Origin of the sequence: Allobosea lathyri (genome assembly GCF_900108245.1) — a bacterium.
In the GTDB taxonomy this organism is placed as follows: domain Bacteria; phylum Pseudomonadota; class Alphaproteobacteria; order Rhizobiales; family Beijerinckiaceae; genus Allobosea; species Allobosea lathyri.
The window spans coordinates 13,856-37,263 of the sequence record NZ_FNUY01000011.1 but is presented as its reverse complement, the minus strand read 5'-3'; the positions used below and the strand labels follow the sequence as shown (position 1 = coordinate 37,263).

The following is a 23,408-nucleotide window of genomic DNA, read 5'->3' as shown; positions in this document are numbered from 1 at the left end:
ACAAACTGAGGCTTGCGGGTCAGGCCGGGTTGGCGATCCTGCCGACCCGGCTTTCGCGCCGGCTGCTTCGTCCAACCGTCCGCAAGGGTCACCGCATGTTTCTCACCAACAAGGATGTCGTCGATCTCGTCGCATGGAGACATCAGCTGCATCGTGCCCCGGAAATCTCGGGCGAGGAACGGGAGACGGCGCGCGCTGTGGTGAGCTTCCTGGCGTCGAGCGAGCCGGACCAAGTCATCACCGGCCTCGGCGGCCATGGCGTCGCGGCTGTTTATGAGGGGCGCGAGCCCGGCCCAACCGTGATGATCCGGGCCGAGCTGGACGCCCTGCCGATCGAGGAAATATCCGAAAGCGCGCATCGCTCCGCTGTGCCGGGCAAGGGCCATCTCTGCGGCCATGACGGGCACATGACCATCATCGCGGCGCTGTCGCGCGGCCTTGGCCGCGACCGGCCCCGGCGCGGCCGCGCCGTACTGCTCTTCCAGCCGGCGGAGGAGACCGGCGCCGGAGCCGCCGCCGTTCTGGCCGATCCGAAATTCGCCGAGATCGCCCCCGACTTCGCCTTCTCCCTGCACAACAAGCCCGGCCTGCCGCTCGGCTATGTCGCGCTGTCCGAGGGGCCGGCGAACTGTGCGTCGCGCGGCCTCAGGATCGTCTTGTCCGGTACGACGTCCCATGCCGCCACGCCCGAGCTCGGCGTTTCGCCGATGCCGGCGGTGGCGCGGCTGATGCCGGCCTTGACCGCGCTTGGCCCCGGTGGTTCGCTCGACGAGGCGTATGCGCTGGTTACGATCACCCATGCGACGATCGGCGAGGCGGCTTTCGGCATCGCGCCGGGCCGCGCCGAGATCTGGGCGACGCTGCGCACCCTGACGGATGCGCAGATGGGCTCGCTCTGTGAGAGGGCCGAGGCACTGGTGCAGGAGGTGGCGGCGCAGACGGGTCTTGTCGCCGCGATGACCTATCACGACGTCTTCCATCACTGCGAGAACGACGCCGAGGCGGTCTCCCTGCTGCGCCGGGCGCTCGACGACGAGAAGTTCAAGCACGGGCCGACAGCACCGCAGCGCGGCTCGGAGGATTTCGGCCTGTTCGGGCGGGAGGCGAAATCGGCGATGTTCCTGCTGGGCGCGGGCGAAACCTCACCGGCCCTGCACAATCCCGATTATGATTTCCCCGACGCCCTGATCGAGCCCGGCTCGCGCGTCTTCATGCGCGCCTTGCGCAACATGCTCGGCTGAGCGGCGGCGGCAAACGATCGGTCCCGCTGGCAGGACGAAAGGACATCTGGATGCTCGACTGGTCGCAGGCGCTGACTGAAGCCACGGAGATCACTGAGGGCTGGACGCGCGAGCTCGGTCCCGGCGGTGCCATCGTGCTGTTCGATCGCGACGGCATCCAAGAGGCGCTTGGCGGCGGCCTCGCGGTGATCGAGCATGGCCTGCCGTTCACGCCCGACACGACCAATCGCCTCGCCTCGATCAGCAAACATATCCTTGCAACCCTGCTGCTGCTGGAGGGCGTGCCGCTCGATGCCCCGCTCGGGAACTGGCTCGAGGATCTGCCGGAGGCGCTGGCGCAGGTGCAGCTCGGGCGCGCGCTCGACATGAGCGGCGCCTTGCCGGACATGATGGAGGTGCTCTGGCAGCAGGGCTCGCCCTTCACCGCCAGCCTGGGCCGCGACGAGATCGGCGCCGTTCTGCGCCGCCTGCCCGGCCTCAACGCCGCCCCCGGCACGGAAATGGCCTATTCCAACACCGGCTGGCGTCTGGGGCAATCGATTCTGGAAAGCCGGACGGGGGTGGCCTATCGCGCTTCCGTCGCCGGGCTGGTCGGGCCGCTGGGCCTGCCGATCCGCTTCGTCAACGACGAGAGCGAGGTCGTGCCGGGGCTCGCCACGGGCTATTGGCGCGGCGAGACCGGCTGGCGGCGCGGGCGCTATGGCCCGCATTTCTCGGCCTCGGGCGGCATGGCCGGCAGCGCGGCCGGGCTGGCGGGCTGGGCCTCGGCGCTGCTGGCAGGGCGGGCTCCGCTGGCCGGCATGCTGGAAAAGCTGACCGCGCCGCGGCATTTCGTTGATGGCAGCGAAAGCGCCTATCGCCTCGGGCTGGTCAGCAGCAGGCTGGGCGATGTCGCGCTGGTCGGCCATGGCGGCTCGCTGCCGGGCTACCGCAATCATGTTCTGATGGCGCCGGCCCTCGGTGTCGGCGTTGTCGTGCTGACCAATCGCGAGGAGGATGCGCTCTGGCCGGCTCTGCGCGTCCTTGCGGCTCTGCTCGGCCAGGCCTTGCCCGCGCCGGTTCAGGGCGCACCGCTGGGCCTCTTCGCCGAGGATGAGGGGCTGTTCTGGGCCGAATTCACCCCGGACGCGATCAGCGTCATGGGCGGCTATGAGCGGCTGGTCAGCGACGGCGCGGGCGGAATGCGAAGCCTGCCGGCCTATCTCGACATCCGGTTGCGGCACGCGGCCGACGACGTCGTCGAGGGCATGATCGGGGGTATGCGCCGTCGCCTGACGCGGGTTCCGCCGACGCCTCTGGACGCAAGTCTGGCAGGAACATGGCGCGAGCGAAGCTTCGGCGTCGAGATGGCGATCCGGGCCGATGGCACCGCCCGCATGCCCTGGGCTGGCGGCGTCGGGGTCGAATCCACCCTCACGCCCTTGCCCGGCGGCCGCGCCCTGGCCGATCTCATGCACGGCCCCTGGCGGCATCGGCCCTGTCTTTGCTTGCAGGCCGACGGGTCGCTCAAGCTTGCCAGCCACAGGGCGCGCGTCCTGCAATTCGATCGTATAGCCAAGGGAGCGACCACATGATCTCCGCACGCATTGCCGCAATTCTGCTCGGGACGGCTTGCCTGTTTCCCGGTGCTGCCGCGCAGGCCCAGCCCGCGCCGGAGCGCATCCTGCGCGTCGCGCCCCATGCCGATCTGAAAACGCTCGACCCGGTCGCGGCCTCGATCGTGATCACCCGCATGCATGGCCTGATGATCTATGAGACGCTGTTCGCCTGGGATGCCAGCCTCAACCCGAAGCCGCAGATGGTCGAGAGCTTCTCGACCTCAGACGACAAGCTGACATGGAGCTTCACCCTGCGGCCGGGCCTGAAATTCCATGACGGCCAGCCGGTGACGACGAAAGACGTCATACCCTCGCTGAAGCGCTGGATGGCGCGCGACACCATCGGCGGCAAGCTCGGCGAGTACACCGAGGGTATGGAAGCCGTCGACGACAGGACCTTCAAGCTCAAGCTGAAGCGGCCGATGGCTCTGGTGCCCTTCGCACTGGGCTCGGCGGTCGGGCAGATCCCCGTGATCATGCGCGAGAGCGACGCGACCAGCGACCCGATGAAGCCGGTCACCGAGACCATCGGCAGCGGCCCGTTCCGCTTCAACAAGGCGGAATGGCGCAGCGGCGCCAAGGTCGTCTACGACCGCAACCCCGATTATGTGCCGCGCGCCGAGCCCGCCGACGGGCTCGCCGGCGGCCGCGTGGTCAAGGTCGACCGGGTCGAGTGGATGATCATGCCCGATCCGGCGACGGCAGCCGCAGCGCTCCAGACCGGCGAGATCGACATCTGGGAGCAGCCGAGCCAGGACCTGATCCCGGTCGTCGCGCGCGACAAGAACGTCAAGGTCGAGCGCTACAGCAACCTGTCGAACCAGGTCATGCTGCGGCCCAACCAGCTTCACCCGCCCTTCGACAATCCCAAGGCCAGGCTCGCCCTGGCCTACGCCACCGATCAGGCCGATTTCCTGGCCGGTGGCTATGGCGACGAGGAATGGTGGAAGCGCTGCAATTCCTACTTCATCTGCGGCGGTCCCAACGGCACAGAGGCGGGCGCGGAGATGTTCGGCAAGCCCGATCTCGCCAAGGCCAGGCAGCTGCTGGCGGAGAGCGGCTACAAGGGCGAGAAGCTGGTGCTCAGCTCGAGCATGGACATCGCGCCGATCGGCCGCATGGCCGAAGTCGCTGCCGACAGCCTGAAGAAGGTCGGCTTCAACATCGATCTGCAATTCTCCGACTGGGGCACGGTCACGACGCGCCAGCAGAACCGGGGCACGAACGACCAGGGCGGCTGGAACCTGTTCGTCACCACTGCCTCGGGGGCGACCATGCAGTCGCCGCTGACCAATATCGGCACCAACATGGCCTGCGAAAAGGCCTGGGCCGGCTGGCCCTGCGACGCGCAGGCCGAGAAGCTGCGCGGCGCGGTGGTCGATGCGCCCGACGACGCCAGCCGAAAAGTGGCGGTCGAGGCTCTGCACAGGCGCCTTGCCGAAATGCAGCCCTATCGCGTGCTCGGCCAGTTCAACCAGCCCTATGCCAAGCGCATCAACGTCTCCGGCGTGCTGGCCGCGCCGGTCATGCTGTTCTGGAACATCGAGAAGAAGTGAGACGTGCCGGCTGGTCTGAACCCCAGGGCAGCCCGCCCGAACACGGACCCGCGCCGTCATCCCGGACAAGCGGCAAAGCCGCGGAGATCCGGGATCCATCGTAGGGAACGGAGCTCTACGATGGATCCCGGGTCTGCGCTTCGCTACGCCCGGGATGACGGGGTTGGGTCGGTCGGAGAATAAACGGGAGCCCACCATCCCTCAGGGCAGGTTCTCGCGAAAGATGATCTCGGTATTGGCGCGCGTCGTGCCTTCGCTGGCCGGTCGTCCCGCCCGGAGATTGGCGAAGATCGAGATGCAGCTCATCAGCGCCGCCTGCGGATGCTGGGTGATGACGGCGTCGATCGTGCCGTCGATCAGCAGGGCGCGGGTATCGGGCGTCAGGCCGTGGCCGACGAAGACCACATCGTTCTGGCGTCCGGCCTCCTTGAGCGCGCGCGCGATGCCCTCGGCGCCGCCGCCGATATTGTAGATGCCGGCGAGATCGGGATGCTGCGCGAGCAGCGTCTTGGTCTGGCGGTAGTTGCGGGCCTCCTCGTCATGGCCCTCGCGCAGGCCCACCACCTCGATCGCGGGGAAGACCTCCTGGAACAGGTGCAGGAAGCCCATCTCGCGCTCCTCATGGGCTCGGTAGCTCAGGCTGCCGGCGATCATCGCGACCTTGGCGGGCCTGGGCCCGATGAAGCGCGCGATGATATAGGCGGCAGTGCGCCCCGCCGAGCGGTTGTCGAGCCCGACATAGGCCGCGCGCCGGGTGTTGGCGATGTCGGAGATCAGCGTCACCGTCGGCACGTCGCGTTCGGCGAGCCAGTCCACGGCCTCGCGCACAGTCGGATGCTCCAGCGCCATGAAGGCGATGCCGTCGACATCGCGCCCGACGCGGCGCAGATGCTGCGCCAGCAGTTCCGGCTTGAAGCTCTCGATGTAATCGACCCGCGCCCGCATGTTGAAGGAGGCGAGCTGGTCCTGCGAACTGGCGATCGAGCGGCCGAGCATGCTGAGGAAGCGGTTCGTGCCCGCCGGCAGCAGGAAGGCGAGCCGCAGCGGCTTGAGCGCGCTCGCCGGCAGCGCGCCATCCATGACATAGCCGAGTTCGGCCGCGGCCTTGAGCACGCGCTGCACCGTAACAGCGCGCACGCCGGGCCGCTGGTTCAGCACCCTGTCGACGGTGGCGGTGGAAACGCCGGCCAGAATCGCGACATCGGCGATCCCAGCCATCTGCCGGCGCTTCGGCGCCGCATCGGCGGGCATGTCCGCCGGCATCTCCAGCGCCAGGTCGCTCGGCTCCCGTTTCATTCAAAATCCATCAAAAGACATCAGAAATTGAGTTTGACCTACCTCATCCGCAATTCCTATCGTTTTGGCAAGAACACGACGATCAATCAGGTCGCATAGCGATCCAGGGAGGTGACGATGACCAATGTGACCCGCCGCACGGTGCTGCGCACGCTTGCTGCCACGCCTGCCATTCCACTCATCGGCATGCCGCATGTCGCGCGCGCCGCCGAGATCGAGCTGAAATACGGCAACAACCTGCCGCTCAGCCATCCGCTCAACGTCCGCGCCGCTGAAGCTGCCGAGCAGGTCAAGGCGAAGACCAACGGCCGGGTCGAGATCAAGATCTTCCCGAACAACCAGCTCGGCGGCGACACCGACATGCTGAGCCAGGTCCGCAATGGCGGCATCACCTTCTTCACTCCCTCGGCGCTGGTCATCGCGACGCTGGTGCCGGTCGCGGCGATCAACGCGGTGGGCTTCGCCTTCGCCGATTACGATCAGGTCTGGAAGGCGATGGACGGCCCGCTCGGCGCCCATGTCCGCGCCGCCATCGCCAAGGTGAACCTCTTCGCCTTCGAGAAGATGTGGGATAACGGCTTCCGCCAGATGACCACCTCGGGCAAGCCGATCGAGCAGGCCAAGGACATGTCGGGCCTGAAGATCCGCGTGCCGGTCAGCCCGCTCTCGATCTCGATGTTCAAGTCGCTCGATGCGGCCCCCGCCAGCCTCCAGTTCAGCGAGGTCTATTCCTCGCTCCAGACCAAGGTCGTCGACGCGCAGGAGAACCCGCTGCCGATCATCCAGGTCGCCAAGCTCTACGAAGTCCAGAAGAACTGCGCCGTCTCGAACCATATCTGGGACGGTTTCTGGTTCATCGCCAATGGTCGCGCCTGGAATGCTTTGCCGGCCGACATCAAGACGATCGTCGGCGATGCGATCAACGAAGCCGGCGTCAGGCAGCGCGGTGACATTAAGTCGCTGAACGAGACGGTTCAGGCCGATCTTCAGTCGAAGGGCCTCGCCTTCAACAAGACGAATCCAGAGAGCTTCCGCGCCAAGCTGCGCGATGCGGGCTTCTACAAGGAGTGGCAGGAGCGTTTCGGAGCGGAAGCCTGGGGACTGCTTGAAGGCGCTGTCGGAAAACTCGCCTGACAAAAGCTGTCGCGAGCCTATAAGGCGCATAAAAAAACACAACAGGAAGCGCCCCATGGATATCCAGGCAGCGACGATGCATGCACAGGCCGCCCCGCCCACCACCGGGCTCGGGCGGGCGGCCGACCGGTTCGACCGGGTGATCGGCGGCGTGGTCGAGGCCGCCGCAGCCCTGCTCGTGCTGATCGAGATGGTGATCCTGGCGGCCGGCGTGACCGCCCGCTACGTCTTCCACGCGCCGCTGGTCTGGTCGGACGAACTGGCCTCGATCCTGTTCCTCTGGCTTTCCATGCTCGGCACCGTCGTCGCGCTGCGGCGTGGCGAGCACATGCGCATGACCGGCCTCGTCAGCCGTGTCGGACCGGGCACGCGCGCGCTGCTGGAAGCGCTGGCGATCACGGCCTCGATCGCCTTCCTGCTGCTGATCATTCCCCATGCGATCGAATATGCGGAGGAGGAGAGCTTCATCGTCACTCCGGCGCTGGAGATCACCAATGCCTGGCGCGCGGCCGCGATCCCGATCGGCATGGGGCTGATGCTGCTGGCGGCTGGCGCAAGGCTGCTGCGCTTCAACCAGCTCAAGCCGGTCCTGCTCGCAGTCGGCATCACAGTTGCGCTCGTGCTGCTGTTCTGGCTCGCCGGCCCGGCGCTGAAGCCGCTCGGCAAGCTCAACCTCATCATCTTCTTCGTCGGCGTCGTCGCGCTCAACGTCTTCTCCGGCGTGCCGATCGCCTTCTCCTTCGCGCTTGCGACCTTCGGCTATCTCGCCTGCACCACCACGACGCCGCTGATCGTCATGGTCGGCCGGCTCGACGAGGGCATGAGCCATCTGATCCTGCTCGCCGTGCCGCTGTTCATCTTTCTGGGCGCGCTCATCGAGATGACCGGCATGGCCAAGGCGATGATCCAGTTCCTCGCCAGCCTGCTCGGCCATGTCCGGGGCGGCCTGTCCTATGTGCTGGTCGGGGCGATGTATCTGGTCTCCGGCATCTCGGGCTCGAAGATCGCCGACATGGCGGCGATCGCGCCCGTGCTCTTCCCGGAAATGAAGAAGCGCGGCGCCAAGCCCGGCGATCTCGTCGCCCTGCTGGCGGCGACCGGCGCGCAGACCGAGACGATTCCGCCTTCCATCGTTCTGATCACGATCGGCTCCGTCACCGGCGTCTCGATCGCCGCGCTCTTCACCGGCGGCATGCTGCCGGCGGTCGTGCTGGGCCTGGCGCTTTGCATCGTGGTCTGGTGGCGCTATCGCGGCGAGGATCTCAGCCATGTCGTGCGCCAGTCGAAGCGCGAGATCGCCAAGCTCGCGTTGATCGCGCTGCCGGCCGTGGCGCTGCCCTTCGTCATCCGCGCGGCGGTCGTCGAGGGTGTCGCGACCGCGACCGAAGTCTCCACTATCGGCATCGTCTATTCGATCGTGGCGGGGCTGGTGATCTACCGCCAGTTCGACTGGCGTCGCCTGCCGAAGATGCTGATCGACACGGCCTCGCTGACCGGCGCTATCATCTTCATCGTCGGCTGCGCCACCGCCATGGCCTGGGGGCTGACGCAATCGGGTTTCTCGCAGGACCTCGCCCGCGCCATGGCGTCGGTGCCCGGCGGAACCTGGGGCTTCCTCGCCATCTCGATCGTCGCCTTCATCATCCTCGGCAGCGTTCTCGAAGGCATTCCTGCCATCGTGCTGTTCGGCCCGCTGCTGTTCCCGATCGCCAAGCAGGTCGGCGTGCACGAGGTGCATTACGCGATGGTGGTAGTGTTCGCGATGGGCATCGGCCTCTTCGCCCCGCCCTTCGGCGTCGGCTATTACGGCGCCTGCGCGATCAGCAAGGTCAATCCCGACGAGGGCCTGAAATATATCGGCGGCTACATGCTGGCGCTGTTCCTAGGCCTCATCGTCGTCGCGGCCGTGCCCTGGTTCTCCACCGGCTTCCTGAAGTTTTAGAGCTTTCGCGCTTCCAACAAAAAGGCACCCGTCATGAGCCGCTTCTTCGGCCAGATCCGTCAGGCTGGCTATGTCGTCCCCGATATCGAGGCGGCCATGGACTATTGGAGCCGGGTGCTCGGCGTCGGTCCCTTCTTCTACAATCCGAAGGTGCCCATCAAAAACTATCGCTACAAGGGCGAGGCCTACGAGCCGCACAACTCGGTCGCGCTGGCCAATTCCGGCCCGCTCCAGGTCGAACTGATCCAGTGCCGCAATGCCGTGCCGTCCATGTACAAGGACTTCACGGACGCAGGCCATACCGGCCTCCAGCATGTCGCCTACTGGACCGACAGCTATGACGCCGATCTCGAGCGCCTGACCAAGCAGGGCTTCAAGGCGGTGATGTCGGGGGAGGTCGGCGAGCGCGGGCGCTTCGTCTATTTCGACACCCACTACCATCCGGGCACGGTGATCGAGCTCTCCGAGGTCGCCGGCCCCAAGGGCGAGATGTTCCGCCTGATCCGCGAGGCCGCCGAGACCTGGGACGGCAAGGACCCGGTCCGGCCCTTCCCGGATCTCAGCAAGCTCTGAGGCTCGACTGTAATCCCTCAGCCCTCATCCTGAGGAGCCGCGTAGCGGCGTCTCGAAGGATGGTCCAGACTACGCTGGAGCCATCCTTCGAGACGCAGGGCTTACGCCCTGCTTCTGTCGATGAGGGCTCGACAAATGCAACGTCAGCGAGACGGCCCGATGACCAGCGACCGCTTCGAAGCCACCTATCTGATCGAGACCCCGCTCGACCCTGCAAAGGTTGCCGAGGTGATGGCCGGCGAGCAGTCGAGCGGCACCTTCACCCGCGTCGCCGGCGAGACCGACGAATTGCGCAGCCGCACGCGCGCGGTCGTCACGAAGGTGGAGGCGCTCGACACGGCCGATACGCCGAGCCTGCCCAATGCCTGGCTGGCGAAGAAGGGCATCTCCGGGCCATGGCGCCGCGCCCGCATCGCGATCTCCTTCCCCGTCGACAATGTCGGCGCCAATCTGGCGACGCTGGCCTCGATCGTGGCGGGCAATCTCTATGATCTCGGCGAGGTGACGGGCCTCAGGCTGGATACGATCACGTTGCCGGCCTCGTTTCGCAGCCGCTTCCCGTTGCCGACGCAGGGCATTGCCGGCACGCGCAAGCTCACCGGCGTCGCAAGCGGTCCGCTGGTCGGCTCGATCATCAAGCCCAATGTGGGCCTGAGCCCGTCGGAAACCGCTGCGCTGGTCGCGAAGCTCTGCGAAGCCGGCCTCGATTTCATCAAGGATGACGAGATTTCGGCCGACCCGGTCCATGCGCCGCTGGCACAACGCGTGCCGGCCGTGATGGAGGTCGTGCGCCGCCATAAGGATCGCACCGGCAAGGCGGTGATGGTCGCCTTCAACATCACCGACGAGACCGACGCTATGAAACGCCATGCCGATCTCGTGGCGCGCGAGGGCGGCACCTGCGTCATGGCAAGCCTGAACTGGTGCGGCTTTTCCGCCATCGAGACCCTGCGCCGCGCCACCGATCTCGCTTTGCATGGCCACCGCAACGGCTTCGGCGCGCTCTCGCGCCACCCGCTGCTCGGCATCTCCTTCCAGGCCTACCAGACGCTCTGGCGGCTCGCCGGCATCGACCACATGCATGTCCACGGCCTGCAGGGAAAATTCGCGCAGGAAGATGCGGAGGTCGTGTCCTCGGCGCGCGATTGCGTGACGCCGCTGAGCGCGGGCATCGACGACCGCGTGCTGCCCGCCTTCTCCTCGGGCCAATGGGCCGGCACGGCCCAGCCGACCTGGGACGCGATCGGCCATGACGACCTGCTCTTCATGGCGGGCGGCGGCATCCTCGCCCATCCCGGCGGCCCGGCGGCGGGCGTCGCCAGCATCCGGCAGGCCTGGGCTGCCGTCGCCGACGGCACCTCGCTGGACGCTGCCGCCCGCTCGCATGCGGAACTGCGGCAGGCGCTCGATTTCTTCGGCAAAGCCGCCGGCTGACGCGTTATGGCGAGCCCGTCCCCCTTCTATGGCTGGTATGGCGACGATTTCACCGGCGCCACCGACACCCTGTCGGCGCTGGCCGAGCAGGGCCGGCGCGCGCTGCTCTTCCTGCGCATCCCGACGCCCGCGCAAATGGCCGCCGCCGGGCCTCTCGATGCGCTCGGCATCGCCGGCGCCACCCGCTCGATGGCGCCCGACGCCATGGCGCTGGAGCTTGACGAAGCCGGTCGCTTCTTCGCCGGGCAGGGCGTCTCGATCCTCCACTACAAATGCTGCTCGACCTTCGACAGCGCCCCGCATGTCGGCAGCATCGGCGCGGCCGTCAGGGCGCTGCGCCCGCATTTCCGCAACCCGTTCCTGCCGGTCGTCGGCGGCCAGCCCAATCTCGGACGCTACTGCCTGTTCGGAAACCTGTTCGCAGCGGCGGGCATTGGTGGCCCGGTCCACCGCATCGACCGCCACCCCACCATGAGCGTCCACCCGGTCACGCCGATGGCGGAGGCCGATCTGCGCCGGCATCTGGCGGCACAGGGGTTTGAGCGGATCGCCCTCGTCGATTACCGCAGCTATGACGAAACGGCGCAGGATGCGCTCGCCACAGGCCTGGCCACCGAGCCCGACGCGGTCCTCCTAGATGTCTCCAGCGTCTCCGATCTGGCCGTGATCGGGCGACTGATTTCGCAAAGGCTCGGGCAGCTTCCGATGCTCGCGGTCGGCCCGAGCTCTGTCGCCCAATCGCTCGCGGGCGTCTGGGGCGAGGCGGTGGATCACGCCGATCTTCCGCAGGGCGACAGGTCGCCGATGCGCGATGGCCCGGTGCTGGCGCTGGTCGGCAGCCTCTCGCCGGTGACCCGCAATCAGGTCGAGGGGGCCTCGGGTTTCGGGAAGCTCGCAATCGATCCGCAAAGGCTCCTCGGCGACCCCGCTTATATCGAGGCGCTGCGCCAAGAGACCGTCCGGCTGCTCGCGGACGGCAATGTCATGCTGATAACCGATCGGCCTTCGCAGGCTCCGGAGAATGCGGGCGGCGTCGCGGCTGCCACGGGGCTGTTGCTGCGCGCTATTATCGCGGAGACCCGGCTGTCCCGGCTCATCGTGGCTGGCGGCGACACGTCAAGCCTCGCGATCAAATCGCTCGATATCTGGGGCCTGTCCTATCGCGCGCCGCTGGTTGCGGGCGCGCCGCTCTGCCGCGCGCATAGCGATGACGAGCACCTGGACGGCCTCGATATCGTCCTGAAGGGCGGCCAGATGGGGCCACCTGACTTTTTTGCGCTGGCACAAAATGTGATCGTGCACGGAAACGCGCCGTCATCCTGGACAAGCCGCGCAGCGGCGCAGATCCGGGATCCATCGTAGGGCGATAGCGCTCTATGATGGATCCCGGGCCGACCTGCGGTCGCCCAGGATGACGCGGTGTTTCCGAGCCCAGACAGAACCCCTACAGCGTCACCCGCCAGACGAAGTCGCGCGCCTGTCCCGGCGGCAGCAGCAGAATGCCCGGCTTGTCCACGATCTCGCCCTGCCAGCCGATCGGGCTCGCCATGCTGAACCAGGGCTCGATGCACAGGAACGGCGCCCCGCTCGGCTTCGACCAGATGCCGAGGTCCTTGTAGCCGTCCCAGTCGACGGTGAGGCTGCGCTTCGTCGCGCCCGCAGCGTCGCGCGCGACGAAGCGCGCCGACCGGCTTTCGACGGCGGGAATGACGATTGCGTCGTTCGTGAAGAGGGCGGGGGCTAGAGCCAATTCGGTGCCGTCGAAAGGCAGGGGGATTTCCGGGCCGAGCAGGCCGCCGGCCACGCCGAGGCCCGGTCCAGGCTCAGGCTTTTCGAAGGCGAGGAGATGCGCCTCCTGCGCCACCCCCTCCGCCAGCGGCCAGCGGAAGGCCGGATGCGCGCCGATCCCGCAAGGCAGCACAGTATCGCCGGGATTCGTGATCCGCGACGTCACCGACAACGTCGTGCCCTCGACTTCGTAGATCATCTGCAGGACGAAGCGGAACGGATAGGTGGCAAGCGTGGCGGCGCTCTCGCGCAACTGCAGCACGGCGCGGGTCTTCGTGCGCTCGACCCAGCCGAACAGGCTGTCGCGGGCAAAGCCGTGCTGGGTCAGGCGATAGGCCTTGCCCTCATGAATCAAAGTGTCGTCGGTCAGTTTCCCCACGATCGGGAACAGCACCGGCGCATGGCGCGGCCATTCCGGGCCGCCATGCCAGAGTGCTTCGCCATCCTTGTTCGACAGGCTGATGAGCTCGGCGCCATCGGCCTTGATCGTGGCCGAAAGGGTTTCTGACCCGATAATGTGCTGGTCGATCATGCTGCGTCCGTTCCTGCGATGCTGCCGTGATAGCCGATCGCATGGCGGTGTGGAACGTCGCGCGAGGCCATTTGACCGCGCCGCATGTCCAGCATGACGCGGTGGTTCCAAGCTAACCAAATGCACTCAGGGACGGTCGAATTCCACCCGCCAACGACTCACGCAGACGTGACGGCAAACGGGATAAATCCACCCGAAAGCACTGTTCTGCTCCAAAACCTGTCCTGCGAAGCAGATCCTTCCGGCTTGGCCGCTTATTCGCGTGAACCGTTTCCTTGACCATCCCTGATGCGAATTCGATCTTGCAGGCCCCTCATTCGACGGCTCCGCGCCGCTCTCATTTTCCGACCAGGACAGCGAACCATGACGACCAGCGCCAACGGCCGCACGGCGGATCACGCGATCGATCCGATTTTCCTGGAGCGCTGGTCGCCGCGCGCCTTCACCCCCGAATTGATTTCGCAGGCCGATCTTCAGGTGCTGTTCGAGGCGGCGCGCTGGGCGCCGTCCTCCTATAATTCCCAGCCCTGGCGCTTCGTCTATGCAAGGCGCGGCACCGCCCATTGGGACAGGCTGCTCGGCCTCTTCAACCCGTTCAACCTGTCCTGGGCGAAGAATGCCGCGGCCCTGATCATCGTCGTCTCCAAGGAGACGATGGCGGTCCCCGGAAAGGACGAGGAAATCCCGTCCCACAGCCATTCCTTCGATGCCGGCGCGGCCTGGGCGAGCCTGGCTCTGCAGGCCACCCGGCTGGGCTGGCAGGCGCATGGCATGGCCGGCTTCGACCGCGAGCGCGCCGTGACGGAACTCAACGTGCCCGCCGGCTATCGCGTCGAGGCCGCCATCGCGATCGGCAAGCCCGGCGACAAGGATCAACTGCCGGAAGCGATGCGGGCGCGCGAGACGCCGAGCCAGCGCAATCCGATCACGGCGACGACCTTCGAAGGCGCGTTTCCGGCGGCTTGATATCGCCGCTTTCCGTCCTTGACGCGCCATGCCACGTTCAGCGTGACCGGAGATCCAATGCCGCTGTCCATCGATCACATCGTCATCGCCGTCACCGATCTCGATCAGGCGGTTGCGGATTACGAGACCCTAGGCTTCACCGTGCTTGAGGGCGGCGAGCATCCGCGCGGCTCGTGCAATGCGCTGGTCGCCTTCGAGGATGGCGCTTATCTGGAGATCATCGCCTTCTCCCGCCCGGTGCCGGATTTCCGCTGGTGGCGCGTGCTCGACCAGGCCGGCAGCGGATTGGTTGATTACGCCCTGCTGCCGGACAGTCTCGACGAGGGGCTTGCCCGCGCCCGCGCTGGAGGCATCGAGATCGAGGGGCCGATCGATGGGGCGCGTCTGCAGCCCGATGGCGTGCGCCTCGCCTGGCGCTCGGCCCGGCCGCCCGAGCCCGATATCCCCTTCCTCGTCGAGGATGTCACGCCGCGTGCCCTGCGCGTGCCCGAAGGCGCTGCGCGCCGCCATGCCAACGGCGTGACTGGCGTCGCGGGCGTGACCGTGGCGGTGCGTGATCTCGCCGTCTCGACGGCGCGCTATCGCACCTTGCTTGGCGTGGCGCCTGCGTCCAGCGGCGGCGTGCCCGGCCTGGGCTTCGGTCTCGTGCAGTTCCGGCTGGAACGCCAGACCTTGTCGCTGGCGGAGGGGCGCGCCGAGGCCTGCGAAGGCCTGACGCGCCATCTCGGCAGGCGCGGCCAGGGCGCCTATGCGATCTCCTTTTACGGCCCGTCGGACAAGGTGCTCGATCGCGGGCTCGCCCATGGCGCGCGGCTGGAGATTGTCCGTTCGTTCTAAGGCTACATTCGAATAATTCTATTTATCTAATAAAAACAAATACTTGTACAGGGCGACGCTCGCGCCTATCTGTCCGCTTGGTCTGGAGAATCAACGCGGACGGAGGTGGCGGGATGGGCGGGATCACAGAGGCGGACGTCGCGGCGGCGATCGGCCGGATCGACGAGATCATCATTCGCGAGGTCGTCCGCACCCAGGCCAGCCGGCTGGAACTGCGCCGCGCGATTGCGCTTGCAAAGGGCCCGGCCGATATCGCGGCCAGCTTGGCGCTGCCGCCCCGGATGCAGCGGCTCATCGACCTGATGGCCGTGGCGTTGCCCGAGGCCAGGCGCTCAACGCTGGAGACAAGCCGTGCCGCCTGAAGCCGATATGCGGGAGCCCCACGCGCCCGAGCCCTGGGACACGATCCGCAGCGATATCCGCGATACCGTCATGGTCGCCTTCTGCAAGGCGCTGCACGGCACCCAGCTTTCGCCGCTGGCGGTGATCGAGCTGATGGCCGAGGCGGTCGGATCGGTCTATCGCGAAGTGGCCGATGCGCATCAGGGCGACCGGTCCTGCCCCTGCGGCTGGCAGCCGAGCCCGCTTGCTGACATCGCCGCGATGCAGGCCGCGCTCGCGGCCACCGCCGCGCCGGCCCCGGGCATCGATCTCCTGCGTATCGAGGTTCAGGGGCGCGCTTGAAGCAGGTCGTGCCTCTCCCTTCCCGGTGATGACATGCTATGCCGCGACGACTGACGGGCAGCGCCCGGATCGCGAGGCATGATGCGCAACATCCTGATCATCGGCATCGGTGCCGGTAATCCCGACCACATGACGGTTCAGGCCATCGAGGCGCTCAACCGGGCCGATGTGCTGTTCATGCCCGACAAGGGCACCGAGAAGGCCGCGCTCCAGCAGCTGCGCCGCCGGATTTGCGATCGCTTCATCCGCAATCCCGACTATCGCACGGTCACGGTCGCGATTCCGCAGCGCGCCCCGGCCGGCTCCGATTATCGCGGCAGCGTCGATGACTGGCATGCGCGGATCGCCGCGAGCTATCAGCGCCTGTTCAGTGAGGAACTGGCCGAGGGCCAATGCGGCGCGCTGCTCGTCTGGGGCGATCCGGCGCTTTACGACAGCACGCTGCGGATCGTCGAGCGCATCCGCGCCAGCGGCTTTGCCCTCGACTACGAGGTCATCCCCGGTATCAGCAGCGTGCAGGTGCTTGCGGCGCGGCACCGCATCGCGCTGAATCGCATCGGCGAACCCGTACTGATCACCACCGGGCGCAAACTGGCCGATGGCTTCCCGGCCGACCAGGATAGCGTCGTCGTCATGCTCGATGGCGACCAGACCTTCAGGCATGTCGCGAGCGCGGAGCTCGATATCTATTGGGGCGCCTATCTCGGAACCCCCGACGAACTCCTCATCTCCGGCCGGCTGACCGAGGTGATGGCCGAGATCGAGGCCACAAGGGCGCAGGCGCGCCAGCGGCATGGCTGGATCATGGATGTCTATCTGCTCCGCAGGAACCGCCCGGCCTGATAAAGACAATTGACCATCCCTCAGCCCTCATCCTGAGGAGCCATTCCCTTGGGAATGGCGTCTCGAAGGATGCTCCAGATCTCGAAAGATGCTCCAAGAGGTTCCACGGACATCTGGAGCATCCTTCGAGACGGCCCTTTCGGGCCTCCTCAGGATGAGGGCTCAATTCTCAATCGGTTCTCTGAGGGTCCATGTCCTGCCTTGCCGGCTATGTCGGGCTCATGTGAAATGGCGGCGTTGAAGTCCGGGATGCGCTATGCCGTCGACCAAGCGTCACAAGAGCGAAGGCCAGCGTGACGAGCGCGATGTTCTCGATCTCGGCGGCTATGTCCCCTATTTCCTGACTGCGATCTCCAACACCTGGTCGCGCAGCTCGTCGCGGCTCTATCTGGAGCGCTTCGGCGTCGGCGTCACCGAATGGCGCGTGATGTCGCAACTCGCGATCGAGCCGGCGATCGCCGCCCAGCGCATCTGCGAGGTCATCGGCCTCGACAAGGGCGCCGTCAGCCGCAGTGTCGCCTCGCTGGTTGCGGCCGGCCATATCAGGGAAAGCGCCGATTTCCGCGATGGGCGCCGGCAGGTCCTCGAACTGACGGCAAGCGGCTACGCGCTGCACGACAAGCTGATCGCGCTGGCGACGGCGCGCGAGCAGATGATCCTCGAAGGCTTCACGGCGGCGGAGCGCGCGCAGTTCACCGGCTTTCTGCGCCGGCTTCATGCCCGATTGCCGGAACTGCGCGACTTCAGGCCCGCTTCAGAAGGCGAGGACGGGCAATAGAGCAGAGTCGCGAAAACGAGAACCGGAACACCGCACTAGAATCTGCTTATTTCCCAGGGAAACACCGGGTCATCCCGGGCTTGACCCGGGATCCATGCCGGAGCGCTTGCGATCGATGTTCAGGCATCCTCGGGATAGATACGGCGTCCGTTCCGAAGCGCTGGCCTCGCTCACCAGCGCCGGTAGCCGTAACCAAAACCGTAGCCGCCATAAGGGCCGCCGAAATCGCGATAGGCATAGGCCCGGCGGCTGTCGGCGCGGTCGAGGTCGATCGCCTGCAGGCACTGCGCGAAGGCATCCGTCCCGGTGCGGAAGCCGTAGCCGCGGCACTGCTCGACATCGAGCGCGCGCCGCTCCTCGATCGTGATGCAGCCGCCGGCTGTGACCGCCAGGGCCAGAATGGCAATCGTCGCGATTTTCATATGGCGGATCCTTCACAGCTCGGCATCGCTTGGAATACGAACCAAGGCCGCAAATGCGTCGAGATTGCGGAAACGGCAAGCGCGCAGAATACACCTCACGCGTAGCGGCGCGAGGCCGCTCCATGCGCCAGCCTGAGCGCGGCGACATCAAGCCCGGGCACGGCGCCGTCGATGACGCGCCAACGCCCCGCGACCATCACCCGGTCGGCCCGATTGGCGCCGCAGAGGATCAGCGCCGCGACGGGATCATGCGCGCCCGAAAACCGCAATTCGTCGAGCTTGAACAAGGCGAGATCGGCCTGCATGCCCGGCGCGATCATGCCGATATCCGAGCGGCCGAGGCAGCGCGCCGAGCCCTCCGTCGCCCAGCGGATGACGTCGCGGGCCGTCACGGCAGTGGCGCTCTCATAGCGCAGCCGGTTGATCAGGAGCGCGTGGCGCAGCTCTTCCATCAGGTTCGAGCCGTCATTGCTGGCCGAGCCGTCGACACCCAGCCCCAGCGGCGCGCCCGAAGCCTCCAATTCCCGCGTGCGGCAGAAGCCCGAGGCGAGTACACCGTTCGATGTCGGGCAGTGGCAGACACCGACGCCGGCCCGGCCGAGCCGCTCGCATTCCTCGCAGGAGAAATGCACGCCATGCGCCAGCCAGGTTTTTGGCCGCATCCAGCCGGTCTCCTCGAGCAGGTCGAGCGGGCGCTTGCCATAAACCTCAAGGCAATAGGCGTCCTCGTCTTTTGTTTCCGCCAGATGGGTGTGCAGCGGGGCGTCGAAGCGCGCCGCGAGTTCGGCGCTTTTCGCCATCAGCGACGGCGTCACCGAGAAGGGCGAGCAGGGCGCGAGCGCGATCTGGATCATGCTGCCGGGCGCAGGATCGTGGAACAGGTTCAGCACCCGTTCGCTGTCGGCGAGGATCGTGTCCTCGTCCTGAACCACGCTGTCCGGAGGCAGGCCGCCATCTTTCTGCGACAGGTTCATCGAACCGCGCGAGATCGTGGCGCGGAGACCGAGCGCGCGGGCCTCCTCGACAGCGATATCGACCGCATTCTCCAGCCCTTTGGGATAAAGGTAGTGGTGGTCGGCCGCCGTGGTGCAGCCCGATAGCAGCAGTTCCGTCAGCGCGACGCGGATCGCCAGCCTGAGATCGTCCGGGGTCAGCCGCGCCCAGAGCGGATAGAGCGCGGTCAGCCAGGGAAAGAGCTCGCGGTCGATCGCGGCCGGATGGGCCCGGGTCAGCGTCTGGTAGAAATGGTGGTGGGTGTTGATCAGCCCGGGCAGCACGACATGCTGCGAGGCATCGAAGGTCTCGTCGACGGGGAGGGCAGGCGTTGCGCCCGAGGCGACGCATTCGACGACCACGGAACCGTCGATGACGACGCCGCCGCCGGCGTTCTCTGCGACGATGCCAAGCGGGTTTTTGAGCCAGAGACGCATGAGCCGGGTCCTTGTGAGGCGAGCGACAATGCCTCTTACGTCATTGCGAGCGTAGCGAAGCAATCCAATTTCGTAGAGCGCTGCATCTGGATTGCTTCGCTACGCTCGCAATGACGCTCCAGCGCTCGCCAACCTTGACGGCGCCCTCCTCATCCGCCATCGCTCGCGCGACTTTTCGCGACCGCCGGAGCGCTGCCATGTCCTTGACCGATCTCGCCGCCACCATCGACGCTGCCTGGGAAGCCCGGGCCGAGATCGGCATCAACACCAAGGGGGCCGTCCGCGAGGCCGTCGAGCAGGTCATCGAGATGCTCGACGCCGGCCAGGCGCGCGTCGCCGAGAAGGTCGACGGCGAATGGGTCACGCATCAATGGCTGAAGAAGGCCGTGCTGCTCTCGTTCCGCCTGACCGACAACCAGATCATGGCGAATGGCCCCGGCGAGGGCGTGTTCTGGGACAAGGTGCCCTCGAAATTCGAGGGCTGGGGCGAGAATCGCTTCCGCGCCGCCGGCTTCCGCGTCGTGCCGCCGGCCGCCGCGCGCAAGGGCTCCTTCATCGCCCCCAATGTCGTGCTGATGCCGTCCTTCGTGAATATCGGCGCTTTCGTCGATTCAGGCACGATGGTCGACACCTGGGCGACGGTCGGCTCCTGCGCGCAGATCGGCAAGAACGTCCATCTGTCCGGCGGCGTCGGCATTGGCGGCGTGCTCGAGCCGCTGCAGGCCAACCCGACCATCATCGAGGACAACTGCTTCGTCGGCGCGCGCTCCGAGGTGGTCGAGGGCGTCATCGTCGGCGAGGGCTCGGTGATCTCGATGGGCGTGTTCATCTCGGCCTCGACCAAGATCGTCGACCGCGCCACGGGCCAGGTCCATATCGGCAAGGTGCCGCCCTATTCGGTGGTCGTCTCGGGCTCGCTGCCCGGCAAGCCGCTGAACGACGGCACGCCCGGCCCCTCGCTCTATTGCGCGGTGATCGTGAAGACCGTCGACGCCCAGACCCGCGCCAAGACCGGCATCAACGAGCTGCTGCGGGACTGATCGAACTTGGGACGTCATCCTGGGCGCCCGCAGGGCGTCCCGGGATCCATCATAAAGGGCCATGCCCTCCGATGGATCCCGGCGCTCCGCTTCGCTGCGGCCAGGATGACGCGCTTGATGCTGTGAAGCCCTCAGCCGATCGGCGCGGGCGCACCAGTGCCTTCAGCCGCCGGTGCAGCAGGCGTCGCCGCCGGGCTCGTCGTCGTCGCGGCCAGCGCATCGCGCAGGGCCTGCTCGCGGGTGTGGTCGAGCGAGGTCTTCAGCACCACGCCGCCGGTGCCCTTGATCGCTTCGAGAACCTTGTCGCCGGTCATCTTGTTGATCAGCACGAAGAGCGCGGCATTGCCCGGCTGCAGGCTGGCCGAGAGCTCCTTCATGAAGCCGTCATTGACGCCGTAATCGGTCAGGGCGCCGCCGAGCGCGCCCGATGCCGCGCCGATCGCTGCGCCGAATACCGGCATCAGGAAGATCGCGCCGATCAGCAGGCCCCAGAAGCCGCCCGAGGCCGCGCCCATCGCGGTCGTGTTGAGCAGCTGGTTCAGCTTGATCTTGCCGCCTTCATGCATCACGGCGATGGCCGCGTCGCTGATCTCGATCAGGTAATCCTTCTGCAGCGAGATCACCTTCTGGCGCATTTCCTCGGCGCGGGCCTCGGTCGGATAGACGATGACGACGAGATCGGACATGGCGACACTCCGTTGCAAAGGGCGACTGCAGCAAAACGACTGCAGCAAAACGACTTCAGACACGCGACCCAATATGGGCGCGACTGATCCTGCCGTGAAGGCGTGACAGGCGGATGGCGAACGCGCAAGCGCCCCGCCGGTTCCCTGTCGCGCGCCTATTCTCCCGACGCCGCTTTCGCCGCTTCGACCGCCCCGCTGCGTAACGGCAGCTCCTTCATGCGCGCCAGGAAGAGCAGCGCCATCGCGAAGCCCAAGAAGGTCGCCGAGAAGACGTATTGAAACAGCTGCACCATCGTCGCGCGATCGACGGTGCCGAGCTTCAATGCCTCAGGCGAGAGCCCGGCGCCGGCGCCCCCGACCCCGCCCAGCACGATCGCCCCGAACACCGCGACGATCAGCGCCCCGCCGATCTGGCGGAAGAAATTGGCAACCGCAGTCGCCGTGCCGAGCTGGTGCGTCTGCACCGCGTTCTGGATCGAGACCGTCGCCACCGGCAACAGGCAGCCGAAGCCCAGGCTGATGATGGCAAGGATGACGCAAAAGGGCAGGAGCGGCATCCGCCCCGCATAGATCACCAGCAGCGCCATGCCGATCAGCGCCACGCTGAGGCCGGCGACCGGCACGCGCTTGTAATGGGTGAGCCGCGTCATCGCCCGGCCCGACAGGGTCGCGCCGACCACCGTGCCGCAGGTCAAGGGCAGCAGCCCGAGCCCCGACGAGCTCGCGCTCAGGCCGGCCACGGTCTCGAAATAGAGCGGCAGGTAGATGGTGAGGCCGATGAAGGTGCCCATGCCGAATCCGGCGGCGATGGTGCCCATGCGCACCACCGGATTGGCCAGGATATCGAGCGGGATCAGCGGCTCGTCGGCGGTCCGCAGCCGCCAGGCGAAAGCCAGCCAGAGCACGAGCGAGAACGCCACAAGACCGGCGATCGGCCATGAGCGCCACGGATAGGAGGTGCCGCCCCAGGAGAGCGCCAGCAGCAGCGTCATCGTCGCGCCGGTCATCAGCACGGCGCCGAGGACGTCGAGCTTGTGCGGGCGCTCATGGCGCGGCAGCCGCTTCAGCGTCGAACTCGTCATCCAATAGGCGGCAAGGCCCAGAGGCAGGTTGATCCAGAAGATCACCGACCAGTGCAGCGCCTCGGCGATCACCCCGCCCAGGACCGGCCCGAGCAGCGAGGAGGCGAAGAACACGCTGGCGAAATAGACCTGATATTTGCCGCGCTCCTTGGGCGGCACCATGTCGGCGATGATGGTCTGCGCCAGCGCGATCAGCCCGCCGCCGCCCAGCCCCTGGACGAAGCGCGCCAGCACGAGCATGAGCAGAGTCGGCGCCAGCGCGCAGGCGATCGAACCGACGATGAAGATCACGATCGCCGAGAGCAGCGTCACCCGCCGGCCATGGATATCGGCGAGCTTGCCATAGAGCGGCGTCACGGCCGTAGACGCCAAGAGATAGGTCGTCACGATCCAGGGCAGATGGGTGACGTCGCCGAGTTCGCGTCCGATCGTCGGCATCGCCGTGGCGACGATGGTCTGGTCAAGCGCCGCCAGGAACATGGCGAGCATGATGCCGATGATGATGGAGCGAATATCCGCATGGGTAAGGGGCGCTGTCTGCGCCCCCGTCTCGACCCGTTTATCCATTAGAAAACTGCGCCTGCCCGTGCATAGGGAGAATGGCGGAAGTGTAAACTTGGGATGAGGCATGCGCTAGGGGCGGGGCGTGCCGGCTACGCATGGCGCCTCGACCATTGCCGTGATGTCTCCACGGCGCGCAACGGGAGCCTTGTCCGAAACAGTCGCTGCTACAAGGTTTCTGCACACGGAAATCTTGTTCGCACGCATGCATTGCAATCTCTGATAGGGTCTGACCATGTCCGTCGGAGGATCACGGGCCATTCGTCGCTATTGAGCCGGCGAGGCGGCGCTGCCGCCGGCGGTCATAGGCCGTTCCCCGTCACGTCTCCAGGGAGGAGCGACATCATGGCACTCAATTTTCCAAACCCGGTTCGCAGTTTCGATCCCGGCCGGTTCTGCGTCAGCTTCTGGGGTTCCGACGCCTCGCTCGAGATCACCTTCCAGGTCGAGATCGACGCTCTCAGGAAGCTGAAACCGAGCGTCGGCGACAGCGAGGCGCAGATGCTGGAAGCTTTCGACCAGAACCGGGAGGCGATCCTGACGGCGGCCTCTACGGCCTATGGCCGGCACAAGGCCAATTATCACCGCATCACGGCGGCCGACGTCTCGGCCGGGTCGCGCTGACCCGAGGCGATTGTCTCGACGGCCTCAGCCTCTCGCCGAAGGGGGCGAGGCCGTTCAACAGGAGGATGAAGACATGGCTCGTCCCGTCTACAAGCTCGGCGACATGGTCAATCTCACCACGGATTTTTCCGATCGGCCCAGAATTGGCCCCTTCGAGATCACGCGCCTGATGCCTCCGCGCGACAACAAGGAGGAGCAGTACCGCGTGCGCGGCCCAGACGGTCTTGAGCGCGCCATCGGATATCACGAGATCGTCGAGGACACGCCCGTTCGTGAGTAAGGCGCGCGTCCCTTCTCCCCTCGCGGGAGAAGGTGGCTCGGCGCAGCCGAGACGGATGAGGGGGCGCTCGACGGTACCCGC

General features: G+C 66.6%; 23 protein-coding genes. 17 read left to right on the top strand and 6 right to left on the bottom strand.

Annotated features, from left to right (window positions below; all coding sequences use genetic code 11):
• The first annotated feature begins 95 nt into the window (after nt 1–95).
• The 3 genes from C4S73_RS22030 to C4S73_RS22020 are packed head-to-tail and all read left to right on the top strand — an operon-like array spanning nt 96 to nt 4,395.
• Nucleotides 96–1,241 carry an amidohydrolase gene (locus C4S73_RS22030; protein ID WP_103874862.1) on the top strand — a complete coding sequence of 382 codons (1,146 nt, stop codon included), beginning with the start codon at nt 96–98 and terminating at the stop codon, nt 1,239–1,241.
• 50 nt (nt 1,242–1,291) lie between these two features.
• Nucleotides 1,292–2,815, top strand: coding sequence for a serine hydrolase domain-containing protein (locus tag C4S73_RS22025; RefSeq protein WP_103874730.1), 1,524 nt, complete (start codon nt 1,292–1,294; stop codon nt 2,813–2,815).
• On the top strand, nt 2,812–4,395 hold the full coding sequence (locus tag C4S73_RS22020; RefSeq protein ID WP_103874728.1) for an ABC transporter substrate-binding protein: 1,584 nt from the start codon (nt 2,812–2,814) through the stop codon (nt 4,393–4,395). Before C4S73_RS22025 ends, C4S73_RS22020 begins: the two co-directional genes overlap by 4 nt.
• A gap of 201 nt (nt 4,396–4,596) precedes the next feature.
• On the opposite strand, the gene C4S73_RS22015 is transcribed toward C4S73_RS22020, so the two are convergent.
• Nucleotides 4,597–5,691 carry a LacI family DNA-binding transcriptional regulator gene (locus tag C4S73_RS22015; protein ID WP_244595724.1) on the bottom strand — a complete coding sequence of 365 codons (1,095 nt, stop codon included), beginning with the start codon at nt 5,689–5,691 and terminating at the stop codon, nt 4,597–4,599.
• 117 nt (nt 5,692–5,808) lie between these two features.
• Here C4S73_RS22015 and C4S73_RS22010 point away from each other — a divergent pair, with 117 nt between their 5' ends.
• The 5 genes from C4S73_RS22010 (at nt 5,809) to C4S73_RS21990 (ending at nt 12,136) form a co-directional block, all read left to right on the top strand.
• Nucleotides 5,809–6,825, top strand: coding sequence for a TRAP transporter substrate-binding protein (locus C4S73_RS22010; protein ID WP_103874727.1), 1,017 nt, complete (start codon nt 5,809–5,811; stop codon nt 6,823–6,825).
• Nucleotides 6,826–6,880: 55 nt separating this feature from the next.
• Nucleotides 6,881–8,767, top strand: a complete 1,887-nt coding sequence (locus C4S73_RS22005) for a TRAP transporter large permease (RefSeq protein ID WP_103874725.1) — start codon at nt 6,881–6,883, stop codon at nt 8,765–8,767.
• A 33-nt stretch (nt 8,768–8,800) separates the two neighbouring features.
• On the top strand, nt 8,801–9,340 hold the full coding sequence (locus tag C4S73_RS22000) for a VOC family protein (protein WP_103874723.1): 540 nt from the start codon (nt 8,801–8,803) through the stop codon (nt 9,338–9,340).
• Between the two features lie 159 nt (nt 9,341–9,499).
• Nucleotides 9,500–10,774, top strand: coding sequence for a ribulose-bisphosphate carboxylase large subunit family protein (locus C4S73_RS21995; protein WP_103874721.1), 1,275 nt, complete (start codon nt 9,500–9,502; stop codon nt 10,772–10,774).
• A 6-nt stretch (nt 10,775–10,780) separates the two neighbouring features.
• Nucleotides 10,781–12,136, top strand: a complete 1,356-nt coding sequence (locus C4S73_RS21990) for a four-carbon acid sugar kinase family protein (protein ID WP_103874719.1) — start codon at nt 10,781–10,783, stop codon at nt 12,134–12,136.
• An 82-nt stretch (nt 12,137–12,218) separates the two neighbouring features.
• Here the strand turns inward: C4S73_RS21990 and C4S73_RS21985 are convergent, their stop codons facing one another.
• A complete protein-coding gene (locus tag C4S73_RS21985; protein ID WP_103874718.1) occupies nt 12,219–13,094 on the bottom strand; it encodes an aldose 1-epimerase family protein in 876 nt (291 codons plus the stop codon).
• Nucleotides 13,095–13,457: 363 nt separating this feature from the next.
• On the opposite strand from C4S73_RS21985, the gene C4S73_RS21980 reads away from it, so the two are divergent.
• The 6 genes from C4S73_RS21980 (at nt 13,458) to C4S73_RS21955 (ending at nt 17,202) form a co-directional block, all read left to right on the top strand.
• A complete protein-coding gene (locus C4S73_RS21980) occupies nt 13,458–14,060 on the top strand; it encodes a nitroreductase family protein (RefSeq protein WP_103874716.1) in 603 nt (200 codons plus the stop codon).
• A gap of 57 nt (nt 14,061–14,117) precedes the next feature.
• Complete coding sequence (locus C4S73_RS21975) at nt 14,118–14,897, top strand: VOC family protein (protein ID WP_103874715.1); 780 nt, start codon at nt 14,118–14,120, stop codon at nt 14,895–14,897.
• Between the two features lie 113 nt (nt 14,898–15,010).
• Nucleotides 15,011–15,259 carry a hypothetical protein gene (locus C4S73_RS21970; protein WP_103874714.1) on the top strand — a complete coding sequence of 83 codons (249 nt, stop codon included), beginning with the start codon at nt 15,011–15,013 and terminating at the stop codon, nt 15,257–15,259.
• Nucleotides 15,249–15,581 (top strand): hypothetical protein, encoded by a 333-nt coding sequence (locus C4S73_RS21965; RefSeq protein WP_103874712.1) that lies wholly within the window; start codon nt 15,249–15,251, stop codon nt 15,579–15,581. The genes C4S73_RS21970 and C4S73_RS21965 overlap by 11 nt, the downstream gene beginning before the upstream one ends.
• Before the next feature lie 81 nt (nt 15,582–15,662).
• The gene (gene cobF, locus C4S73_RS21960) at nt 15,663–16,424 is read left to right on the top strand and encodes a precorrin-6A synthase (deacetylating) (RefSeq protein ID WP_103874860.1); all 762 of its coding nucleotides are present in this window, start codon (nt 15,663–15,665) and stop codon (nt 16,422–16,424) included.
• A 256-nt stretch (nt 16,425–16,680) separates the two neighbouring features.
• The gene (locus C4S73_RS21955; RefSeq protein WP_103874710.1) at nt 16,681–17,202 is read left to right on the top strand and encodes a MarR family winged helix-turn-helix transcriptional regulator; all 522 of its coding nucleotides are present in this window, start codon (nt 16,681–16,683) and stop codon (nt 17,200–17,202) included.
• Between the two features lie 170 nt (nt 17,203–17,372).
• Here the strand turns inward: C4S73_RS21955 and C4S73_RS21950 are convergent, their stop codons facing one another.
• Together C4S73_RS21950 and C4S73_RS21945 are read right to left on the bottom strand one after the other, a co-directional pair.
• The gene (locus tag C4S73_RS21950; protein WP_103874709.1) at nt 17,373–17,624 is read right to left on the bottom strand and encodes a hypothetical protein; all 252 of its coding nucleotides are present in this window, start codon (nt 17,622–17,624) and stop codon (nt 17,373–17,375) included.
• 95 nt (nt 17,625–17,719) lie between these two features.
• Complete coding sequence (locus C4S73_RS21945) at nt 17,720–19,054, bottom strand: 8-oxoguanine deaminase (RefSeq protein ID WP_103874707.1); 1,335 nt, start codon at nt 19,052–19,054, stop codon at nt 17,720–17,722.
• Nucleotides 19,055–19,251: 197 nt separating this feature from the next.
• Here C4S73_RS21945 and dapD point away from each other — a divergent pair, with 197 nt between their 5' ends.
• Nucleotides 19,252–20,094: a 2,3,4,5-tetrahydropyridine-2,6-dicarboxylate N-succinyltransferase gene (gene dapD / locus C4S73_RS21940; RefSeq protein WP_103874706.1), complete on the top strand. Its 843-nt coding sequence runs from the start codon at nt 19,252–19,254 to the stop codon at nt 20,092–20,094.
• A 131-nt stretch (nt 20,095–20,225) separates the two neighbouring features.
• Here the strand turns inward: dapD and C4S73_RS21935 are convergent, their stop codons facing one another.
• On the bottom strand, nt 20,226–20,780 hold the full coding sequence (locus C4S73_RS21935; RefSeq protein WP_103874704.1) for a DUF1269 domain-containing protein: 555 nt from the start codon (nt 20,778–20,780) through the stop codon (nt 20,226–20,228).
• A 155-nt stretch (nt 20,781–20,935) separates the two neighbouring features.
• The gene (locus C4S73_RS21930; RefSeq protein WP_103874702.1) at nt 20,936–22,429 is read right to left on the bottom strand and encodes an MDR family MFS transporter; all 1,494 of its coding nucleotides are present in this window, start codon (nt 22,427–22,429) and stop codon (nt 20,936–20,938) included.
• Nucleotides 22,430–22,768: 339 nt separating this feature from the next.
• Here C4S73_RS21930 and C4S73_RS21925 point away from each other — a divergent pair, with 339 nt between their 5' ends.
• A complete protein-coding gene (locus tag C4S73_RS21925) occupies nt 22,769–23,047 on the top strand; it encodes a DUF1488 family protein (protein ID WP_103874700.1) in 279 nt (92 codons plus the stop codon).
• A 73-nt stretch (nt 23,048–23,120) separates the two neighbouring features.
• Entirely contained in the window at nt 23,121–23,327 is a 207-nt protein-coding gene (locus tag C4S73_RS21920; RefSeq protein WP_103874698.1) for a hypothetical protein, read from the top strand.
• Nucleotides 23,328–23,408: the final 81 nt, after the last annotated feature.